The organism is Mycobacterium hubeiense, from assembly GCF_002838065.1.
GTDB lineage: Bacteria > Actinomycetota > Actinomycetes > Mycobacteriales > Mycobacteriaceae > Mycobacterium > Mycobacterium hubeiense.
The window spans coordinates 1-2483 of the sequence record NZ_PIZU01000097.1; the positions used below are offsets into that span (position 1 = coordinate 1).

Annotated in this window: 1 protein-coding gene; it reads left to right on the forward strand. The window is 63.0% G+C overall.

Annotated features, from left to right (window positions below; translation table 11 throughout):
* Positions 1-2427: ATP-binding protein (locus CWS39_RS28060; protein WP_233213750.1), on the forward strand; the 2427-nt coding region annotated here is incomplete at its 5' end.
* Between the last annotated feature and the right edge of the window lie 56 nt (positions 2428-2483).

Consider the following 2483-nt stretch of genomic DNA (forward strand, 5'->3'; position numbering starts at 1 on the left):
CCTCACTTCAGCCCCGCCGGTGAAACCAAGGACGACGGCACGCACATCAACACCCTGTGGGGCGAGCTGGCCTGGCAACTTGGCGGGCCCGAAGCCTACGAACTGGTTGCCAAGGCCGACGCCGAACGAACCACCCCCGGCGAGGCGTTGCACGACCTGCTGCAGAAGCACTCCCCTGCCGTCATCCTGATCGACGAATGGGTGGCCTACGCACGCTCGCTCGTTGGCCGTGACGACCTTGCTGGCGGCACCTTTGACGACCAATTCACCTTCGCGCAGTCGCTGACCGAGGCTGCCAAGGGCACTTCAGGTGTGCTGCTGGTGATCTCGATTCCCGCCTCCGAGACCGGAGACGCCCCCGACAAGATCGCCGCCGGTAACGCTGAGGAAGTTGGTGGTGCCCACGGCCTGGAGGCGCTCAAGCGGTTGCAGAACGTCGTGCGTCGCGTCGCCGACCAATGGCGACCGGCTTCATCGGTCGAGGCTTACCAGATCGTGCGGCAGCGGCTATTCAAACAACCCGATGCGGCGGCCCTCGCGTCGATCAGTGCAACCGCGCGCGGCTACGTCGAGATGTATCGCAAGTACAGCGACGACTTTCCCCGCGAAGCCCGCGACGGCGCCTACGAAGACCGGATCAAGCGGACCTACCCCATTCACCCCGAACTGTTCGACCGACTGTACGAAGAATGGTCGTCCCTGGAACGGTTCCAACGCACCCGCGGCGTGCTGCGCCTGATGAGTACGGTGATCCACGCCCTATGGACCGGTGAAGACGCCTCACCGCTGATCATGCCAGGCTCGGTCCCACTGGCGACCGCCAACGTCAATTCTGAACTCACGCAATACCTTCAGGATTCGTGGAAGGCGATCATCGACGCCGACGTCGACGGCCCAACCTCCGAACCCGCACGCATCGATAAGGACAAGCCGCTGTTTGGTCAGCGCTCGCTGACCAAGCGCCTAGCCCGCACCGTATTCTTCGGCGCCGCGCCGACCATCGGCTCGGCCCACAAGGGCCTCGAAACCCAGCGGGTGTTCTTGGGCACCGCCGTGCCCGGCGATGTGCCCGGCAACTTCCACTCCGCGCTCACCCAACTCGGCGATCGGGCCACCTACTTCTACTCCGGTTCCGGCAAGTACTGGTACGACCTACAGGCCAACATCACCCGCACCGCCAAGGACCAGGCCGAGCGCCTGCATAAAGAGGATGTGTGGGCCGAGATCGTCCGCCGCCTACAGGCCCAGGCCCGCACACGAGGCGACTTCGCCGGAGTCCACATCTGCCCCGAAACGAACGCGGACATCCCCGACACAGACGAAGCACGCCTGGTGATCCTGCACCCGAAAGTCGCTCACAAGCGCGGAACCGAGTCCTTAGCCAAGGAATTCGCGCGACAGTCCACCGAGCAGCGCGGCACCGCCAACCGCGCCAACCGCAACATGCTGGTGTACCTCGCCGCAGACGAAGCCCGACTCGAAGAACTCGACAACGCCACCCGCGACTATCTGGGTTGGACGCACGTCTTGGCAAACGAGGCCGACCTGGACCTCACTCAGAATCAAAAGAACCAGGCCACCCAACGGCAGTCGCAAGCAGACCAAACCGTCATCTCCCGGCTGCTGCAGACCTTCACCTGGGCCCTGGTTCCGGCGCAACCTGATGCAGGCGCTCCGTTCATCGTCCGCGAGACCAAGGTGGAAGGACAGTCCGAATCGTTGGCGGAGCGGGTTTCGCGCCGCCTCGGCAACGACGGTGACCTGTCCATCCGTCAGGCTGCCGTCAATGTCCGACTCGCCATCAATAAGGTGCCGCAAATCTGGAACGGCGGGCACGTCACGCTCGGTGCGTTGTGGTCGCTGTACTGCCAGTACCCGTACATGCCGCGCTTGCGTGACCGAAAGGTGCTGCAGGACGGGGTACTCGATCTGCCGATGATCTGGCAGACCGATGCCTTCGCACTTGCCACAGGCATCGACGAGGCCACCGGCCGGTACATCGGGCTGTGGATTCCGACCGACACAAACGCCGCGCCGTCGCCCACCGACGGACTTCTACTGGTACGCCCCGACGTAGCCGTAAAACAACGTGACGAGGAGACGCCGTCCGCCGAGCCGTCCGATGCTCCGCAGCAGGAGACCAAGCCTGGTATCCCCGCTGATTCCTCCAAGGTAGATGTCGCATTCCCCCCATCGAAGACGCGCTTCTACGGGGTGAAGACCCTCAGTTCGGACAAGATCGCGCTCGACTTCAAAAACGTCGCCGATGAGATCATCGCTAACCTGCGGGAGCAGGGCATCGACCTCGTCGTCAAGATCGAGATCGAGGCCGTTGACGCAAATGGATTCGACGAGAACAAGATTCGGACGCTGTCCGAGAACGCAAAGACCTTGAAGTTCGACCAGTCGGGTTTTGAGTCGGAATGATCGATTACAGCCTTACCGCAGAGCATGTCCCGAGTCTCGTGGAACTTGGGTGACGG